The 6,375-nt window shown below is 60.4% G+C and carries 7 protein-coding genes; 4 read left to right on the top strand and 3 right to left on the bottom strand.

All coding sequences use genetic code 11. The annotated features are described in order from the left end of the window. Positions 1-113: 113 nt before the first annotated feature. Positions 114-737, bottom strand: a complete 624-nt coding sequence (locus O3649_RS07740; RefSeq protein ID WP_070630087.1) for a TetR/AcrR family transcriptional regulator — start codon at positions 735-737, stop codon at positions 114-116. Positions 738-895: 158 nt separating this feature from the next. Between O3649_RS07740 and O3649_RS07745 the strand changes: the two genes are divergently transcribed. Beyond that, positions 896-2,113 (top strand): ABC transporter permease, encoded by a 1,218-nt coding sequence (locus tag O3649_RS07745; RefSeq protein WP_371573598.1) that lies wholly within the window; start codon positions 896-898, stop codon positions 2,111-2,113. Between the two features lie 132 nt (positions 2,114-2,245). Here the strand turns inward: O3649_RS07745 and O3649_RS07750 are convergent, their stop codons facing one another. Next, positions 2,246-3,073, bottom strand: coding sequence for a UDP pyrophosphate synthase (locus O3649_RS07750; protein ID WP_371573600.1), 828 nt, complete (start codon positions 3,071-3,073; stop codon positions 2,246-2,248). 279 nt (positions 3,074-3,352) lie between these two features. Here O3649_RS07750 and O3649_RS07755 point away from each other — a divergent pair, with 279 nt between their 5' ends. The 3 genes from O3649_RS07755 (at position 3,353) to O3649_RS07765 (ending at position 6,149) form a co-directional block, all read left to right on the top strand. Next, entirely contained in the window at positions 3,353-3,745 is a 393-nt protein-coding gene (locus O3649_RS07755) for an RNA-binding S4 domain-containing protein (protein ID WP_049332365.1), read from the top strand. 85 nt (positions 3,746-3,830) lie between these two features. Next, a complete protein-coding gene (locus tag O3649_RS07760) occupies positions 3,831-5,279 on the top strand; it encodes an MATE family efflux transporter (RefSeq protein WP_371573603.1) in 1,449 nt (482 codons plus the stop codon). A gap of 213 nt (positions 5,280-5,492) precedes the next feature. After that, entirely contained in the window at positions 5,493-6,149 is a 657-nt protein-coding gene (locus tag O3649_RS07765; RefSeq protein ID WP_371573605.1) for an NAD(P)H-dependent oxidoreductase, read from the top strand. 46 nt (positions 6,150-6,195) lie between these two features. On the opposite strand, the gene O3649_RS07770 is transcribed toward O3649_RS07765, so the two are convergent. Further along, the coding region (locus tag O3649_RS07770; protein ID WP_371573607.1) for a hypothetical protein at positions 6,196-6,375 on the bottom strand (180 nt) is incomplete at its 5' end.

Consider the following 6,375-nt stretch of genomic DNA (forward strand, 5'->3'; position numbering starts at 1 on the left):
GGTTTCTCGATTCTACGCCTGCAGGATGTGAATGACCTATGTTGCCCCTGCACGGTCTAAATGCTGAAAAACAACCGATCAAGGGTGATTTTTAGGGGCTATCGGGCGGTCAACTACTCAGGAAGGAGCGCCAAAGCGACGCGGTAGAGGCGGTCCTTTTCCTCGGGGGCGCCGAAGAAGGAGCGGAGCATGTACCCCTGGAAGACCATCATGAAGGCGTCTGCGGTGTCGCGGGTGTAGTCGGTAATGAGCGCCTCCTGTTCGGGGGTGCGCTGCGCCGGATCGGGGTTGATTTCGTGTAGAACGCTGAGCTGTTCGGCTGCCCAGGGGGTGAGGGTCTTTACGATGATGCCCTGCAATAGAGGCATGGTGTCTGCGGTTGCCCTGGCGATTTCGGGTGCGTGGAGCGATTTGGCGCGGATGCGCAGCATGGCGGAGAAATTGTCGTTTACCAGCTGGTTCGTGTGGATGGTTTCGAGAATATCCTGGGGGCCTGCGCCTTCGGGGAGTGTTTCGTAGAGCTCCTTGACGTTGTTGAGGCGCTCGTTGATGGCGGTGATGAGGATGTCTTCTTTGCCGGAGAAGTGCGAGTAGATGGACCCGGAGGACAGTCCGGAGGCTTTGATGATGTCGCTCATGGAGGTGTTGGTGTAGCCCTTTTCGAGGAAGCAGCTAATGGCGGCTTCGATGATTTGGGCTCGGCGTGCGGCTTTGGTGGCGTCTGTTAGTCGGGGCATGGTTCCAGTCTAGGGGGTGGGGCTAAAGAACGCGTAAACACAACACTGATTCTTTTTGTGACTTTACAAACAAAATAGCTATTTTGTTTGCACTCGGTAAAAATCGAGAGTAGAGTTCTGACTCGTAAACGAAATAAGCATTTTGTTTGGAGATTGTCATGAACAACGAAACCGCCACCGCAGTCACCGCAGAAGCAGTGACCGCCGCAGCCACCCAAGCTGCCGCATCCCAGAAGATCGCGGCAAAGAGCATTGCAGAAACAAGCACGCAAGAAACCACCGACCGTTCCTCCTGGCTCAAGGTCATCACCACCTCCGTACTATCATCCTTGGTGGTAGCACTCATCGTCCTAGCTTTCACCTGGCCCACCAAGACCATGGAAGCAAAGAACCTGCCCGTCTCTATCGCAGGCCCCGAGGTGACCGTCAGTCAGTTTGAACAGTCCCTCAAAGACCAAGGTATTGAAACCTTCGACTTGAAGCAGGCATCCTCCCGCAAAGAGGCTGAACAGCAAATCAAGCAGCGCGAAACCTACGGCGCAATCATCTTCACCGAAGGCGCCGCCCCCGAAGTGCTGACCGCACCAGCCGCAAACGCCGCAGCAACCCAGATGCTCAACGGTGTTGCCACCCAGCTGAACGCGCAGATTCAGCAGAAGGCACTCGCCGCTAAGACGGAAGCCCTCACCCAGGCGGTGCAGACGGGCGGTGAACAGGGTGCGCAGGCCGCCGCCCAGCTGGAGCAGATGAAGGTGCAGGCCGAGCAGGCATCCGCAATGGCGGTGAAGACCACCGTCGTGGTACCCCTGAGTGAGAATGACTCCTCCGGTTCCGGTATCGCTATCTCCGCATTTCCGCTGGTCATTGGCGGTATTCTCGGCGGTTCCTTCTCCGTACTGCGCGTGAACGGCACCTGGCGCCGCTTCGCCACCGCAACCCTGTACTCCGTCATCGGTGGTGCACTGACCGCCCTGATTCTGAACGTCTGGTTCGGCATCATCCCCGGCGACTTCGCAACCCTGTGGGCTGCGTTCGGCGCTACCTACCTGGCGACCGCCTTCTTCATTGTGGGTGTGGGTGCACTGTCTTCGCCGCTGATTGGTCTCGCAGTAGGCGCGGTCATCACCATGTTCATTGGTAACCCGATTTCGGGCGCAAGTATGCCGAGCGCGTTCCTGCCCGGTGCGTGGGGTCAGATTGGCCAGATGATGGTTCCGGGTGCCTCCTCGACGCTGCTGCGTTCGATTGCGTACTTCCCGGAGGCCGCAACGAGTGGCCAGTGGCTGGTGCTCGGTTCCTGGATTGCGTTCGGTCTGCTGACCGGCGTGATTGGCTGGGCCGTCAAGGAGCGCCGCACCGCAAAGGTGGAGGCATAAGCGCCGCGGGTTAGACCGCCGGTACAACGTGGCCGACGCAATGTAGTCGGCAAAACTTAAGAAGGGTGTGTGCCGTGTTCACTGAACACGGCACACACCCTTTTCTGCCGGCCAACCGACTGTTATTCGCTGTTATTGGTTGTCGAGGACGTACTGCTTAAACTGCTCGTCCCGGCGCTTGAATTCTTTGAGCTCATTCTCCAGGGCAGCCTGGTTCTTAGCGACGAGCGGCTTCTGGTACTGCGCCTCCAGGTCGTAGAGCTTCTGCGAACGGCCTACATCCTGATTGCACTGCGCCTGAATGACGGCGATTCGAATTTCCTCTTCGGAGGGGGTGGTGCTCTGAGGAATATTCTTTTCTTCCTTGACGGTCACCTCACTATCGGGGGTGAGACCCTTGTCCTTGACGCATCGCTTCCATTCGTCGTCGAGGGATTTTTTGAGCTGTTGATCCCCAGCGGCGTTTCGAACGTCAGTCTCCACACGCCTATACGTGGCGGAGCCGCCGGGAATCTCTCCAATTTGCTTCATCTCGTCGCTGGCGCGCTGATAGCATTCGGTGCTGACATCCTTCCCAGGGTCGGATGAGGGTACAGGGGAGGACAGATCCAGCGTATTCGAGTCTTCGCGCTCGTGGAGGCCGTATTTTTGGGCGTGCTCAACGTTCCAGATTCCGTAGGTCCTGCCGAAGTTCCTGCCGGATCCCTCGGTGCGGACAAACATCTTGTAGTGCTGCCCGTGTTCGGCAAAGCACTTTTTACGGGCGAGCTCAAGGGCCTTGGTGAAGTATTCGTCCTTGCCGTCGGTGTTGTAAGCGTCCAGGGGTAGGATTACCTGGTCATTTTCTGCGTCGAAAATCGCGCGGGCGCTTTCGTCCTTCTCCAGCGTGGGACCGAAGGAACAAGAAGACAGCATAGTGCTGATGAGGGTAGCCGCCAGGAGCTTTTTCAAAGCTGACATGGTGTATATCCAATCTGTTACAGGGAGCCCGTGGCGTCGCGGCCACACCCCCCCGTAGACCACGCGAACGATGTGGCCTTGAGAACACTTCTTGAGAAGGTGACTTAACAATACCCCTAGTGGATGCGGGTTTGCGCTCAATAGGCTGGTGCGTGCAGCAGAAAATTTTCCGCCGCATGGCGGGTTCGGTGCCGGTTGCGGATTTGCCCGGTGAGATTGCGCAGGATAGGTGGGCGCACCTGATTTGGTGCCCCGCCCGCCTCGCGCCACAATGAACACATGACCGCAGAAGACACCAACACACTAACCAGCGCCAGGCTCGACCTCTGGCTCTGGTCAGTGCGCATCTTTAAAACCCGCTCCCTCGCCGCCGACGAATGCAAAGGCGGCCACGTGCGCGTCAACGACGCCCCCGCCAAACCCTCCCAAAAACTCAAAAAAGGAGACGTGGTGCGCGTGCGCTACCCCGGCTGGGAACGCGTCTTCAAAGTTGAAAAACTCCTCGTCAAACGGGTAGGCGCACCCATCGCTGTCACCTGCTACGAAGACCTCTCGGGCCCGCGCCCCGCCTACCTCTCCATGCCGCCGGTTGCCAAACGCGAACGAGGCAGCGGCCGCCCCACCAAGAAGGAACGCCGCGCCCTCGACGAACTGCGCGGCCGAGGCGCCTAAAGCGCATCTCGTACACCTATCTCGCAGAGTGCACCCCGCCCCGCGCGCAGGCACCCGCCGCCGCGGCGGGGAGTAGCCTAGAAGGATGAGCACACAGAAGCACCTTATGGCTGAATCCAGTAGTACCGAACCCGGCGGCACTGAATCCGGTAGCACCGCGTCCGGCGCGCCCGCGAAGAATACCGCTGAGCCTTCGCTGAACCGGCGCATCCTCGCCCTCGCCGTACCCGCCTTCGGTGCGCTCATCGCCGAACCCATCTTCGTGCTCACCGACTCCGCCCTCATCGGCCAACTCGGCAAAGCAGAACTCGCGGGCATGAGCATCGCCGCCACGCTCGTCACCACGGTCGTGGGTCTCATGAACTTTCTAGCCTACTCCGTTACGCCCGCCGTGGCGCGCGCCTTCGGCGAGAAGAACCTGCGCCGCGCCTGGCAGATCGGTGTGGACGGCGTGTGGGTCGCCTTCGGCCTCGGCATGCTCCTCATGATCGCCGGATACGCCTTCGCAGACCCGCTGCTGCGCGGCCTCGGCGCGACCGACGAAACCATGAGCTACGCCCTCGACTACCTGCACCACTCGCTCTGGGGCATCCCGCCGATGATGATTATCCTCGCGCAGGTCGGCACGCTCCGTGGGCTGCAAGACACCGTCACCCCGCTCAAAGTCGCCACGGTCGGCACGCTCGTGAACATTGTGCTGAACTGGCTGCTCATCTACCCGGTCGGCTGGGGTGTCGCCGGTTCGGCGACCGGCACCTCCCTCACCCAGTGGGGCATGGCTGCCGCTCTCGGCGCGGTCATGATGCGCGGCACCCGCGAGCACGCCGTCCGCTGGGCACCCGACGTTGCCGGCATGCGTTCGGTGCTTTCGCTCGGCTCCTGGCTCATGCTGCGCACCCTGTCCATGCGCATCGCCTCCCTGCTGACCGTGTTCGTCGTGGCACGATTCGGCACCGAACACACCGCCGCCTACCAGCTCGGCATGGGCGTATTTAACCTCTTTCTCTACGCCCTGGACTCCCTCGCCATCGCCGCGCAGGCGCTACTCGGCAAGGAGCTCGGCGAACGCGACCTGAACGTAGAATCCGAACGTGCGAAGGTGCGCCAGCTGAAAAACCGGCTGCTCCGCATGAGCCTCATCTACGGCGTCATCACCGGCCTGATCTGCCCGCTCATCGGCTTCTTCGGCTCCTGGATTTTCACGCAGGACGCGCAGGTGGCGTTCCTCTTCACCATCGCCACCGTCATCATTGCCCTCGGCCAGCCCATCGCCGCGTACGTGTTCACCCTGGACGGCATCCTCATGGGCGCGCAGGACGTGAAATACCTGGCAATCGGCTGCTTCATCATGCTGGTGATGTACGTGCCCGTCATGCTCGGCCTGCACTGGGCGGTCGGCGCCGGCACCATGGATGCGCTCGCCGGGTATTGCGGCTTGTGGGCGGCGTATATTCTGTACTTCCAAGGAATCCGCGCGGTCATTTTCGGCCGCCGCGCCGCCTCGGATGTGTGGATGAAAGCCGGTGCCGAGTAGGGGCATCATAGGAGGTGCTGGGCAGGTGCGCTCTGGGCGCCTTGGGTACCAGCCCACCGGCTTCGTACACCCTGTAATACGACACCGGCAATACGGTCCCGCCGCTCGCGGGCGTATTTCCTGCAGGCGTAACTGACCACATTTTCCGCCGCCCGCACCCTCCGCGGGTGTAGCATGACAGGGTAATGAAACCCTCATGCAAAGGATGAAACCGTGACCGTAACCCGCGAAGAAGCCCTCGAAATTTTCGCCCGCCGCCGCGCAACCCGCGCCTACGACCCCGACCGCCGCGTCAGCGACGAAGACTTCGCCGCAATCCTCGAATTTGCGCGCCTGTCGCCCAGCTCCGTCGGCACCGAGCCGTGGAAGTTCCTGGTCATCCAGGACCCCGAACTGCGCGAAAAGCTCAAGCCGATCGCCTGGGGCATGGCTGGCGCCCTTGACGATGCAAGCCACCTGGTCGTACTGCTGGCGAAGAAGGGTCTGCGCTACGACACCCCGTGGATGCGCCGCACTCTCGAAAGCCGCAACCTCACCGAAGAGCAGATGGAGGCCGCACTCGAGCGCTACGGCAACTTCCAGAAGAACGACATGAAGGTCCTGGAAAGCGACCGCGCGCTCTTCGACTGGGCCTCCAAGCAGACCTACATCGCCCTGGGCAACATGATGACCGGCGCCGCAATGCTCGGCATCGACTCCTGCCCCGTTGAGGGTATGAACTACGAAGCAGTGAACGAGCTGCTCGTTTCTGCTGGCCTGTTCGACCCGGAAGAGTTCGGTGTGTCCGTGGCTGTGACCTTCGGTTACCGCGCCCACGAGATCGCACCGAAGAGCCGCCGCTCCATCGAGGACCTGGTCACCTGGGCATAAGGTTCTGCTGGGCTCTCGGCAAGGTTTTCTTGCCGGGCTTTCGGATTCAGGCTTTCAGGCGGGGCGTTTGAGCTAGGTGTTCAAGCCGATGCCCGTGAAAACTAAATATAAAGAAATGCACCGCCTTTACACGGGCGGTGCATTTCTTTATATCTTTTACCGTGCAAAAAGCACGGTGAGATGCGCTTTTGAAATTTTCGTTTGAAATCGCGCGCAGCGATTCATT

Origin of the sequence: Rothia sp. 27098_8_29 (assembly GCF_041432785.1) — a bacterium.
GTDB lineage: Bacteria > Actinomycetota > Actinomycetes > Actinomycetales > Micrococcaceae > Rothia > Rothia mucilaginosa.

Excerpts from the sequence above, each read along its gene's own strand:
- O3649_RS07740 (WP_070630087.1), bottom strand. The coding sequence starts at position 737 with ATGCCCCGACTAACAGACGCCACCAAAGCCGCACGCCGAGCCCAAATC.
- O3649_RS07745 (WP_371573598.1), top strand. The coding sequence starts at position 896 with ATGAACAACGAAACCGCCACCGCAGTCACCGCAGAAGCAGTGACCGCC.
- O3649_RS07750 (WP_371573600.1), bottom strand. The coding sequence starts at position 3,073 with ATGTCAGCTTTGAAAAAGCTCCTGGCGGCTACCCTCATCAGCACTATG.
- O3649_RS07755 (WP_049332365.1), top strand. The coding sequence starts at position 3,353 with ATGACCGCAGAAGACACCAACACACTAACCAGCGCCAGGCTCGACCTC.
- O3649_RS07760 (WP_371573603.1), top strand. The coding sequence starts at position 3,831 with ATGAGCACACAGAAGCACCTTATGGCTGAATCCAGTAGTACCGAACCC.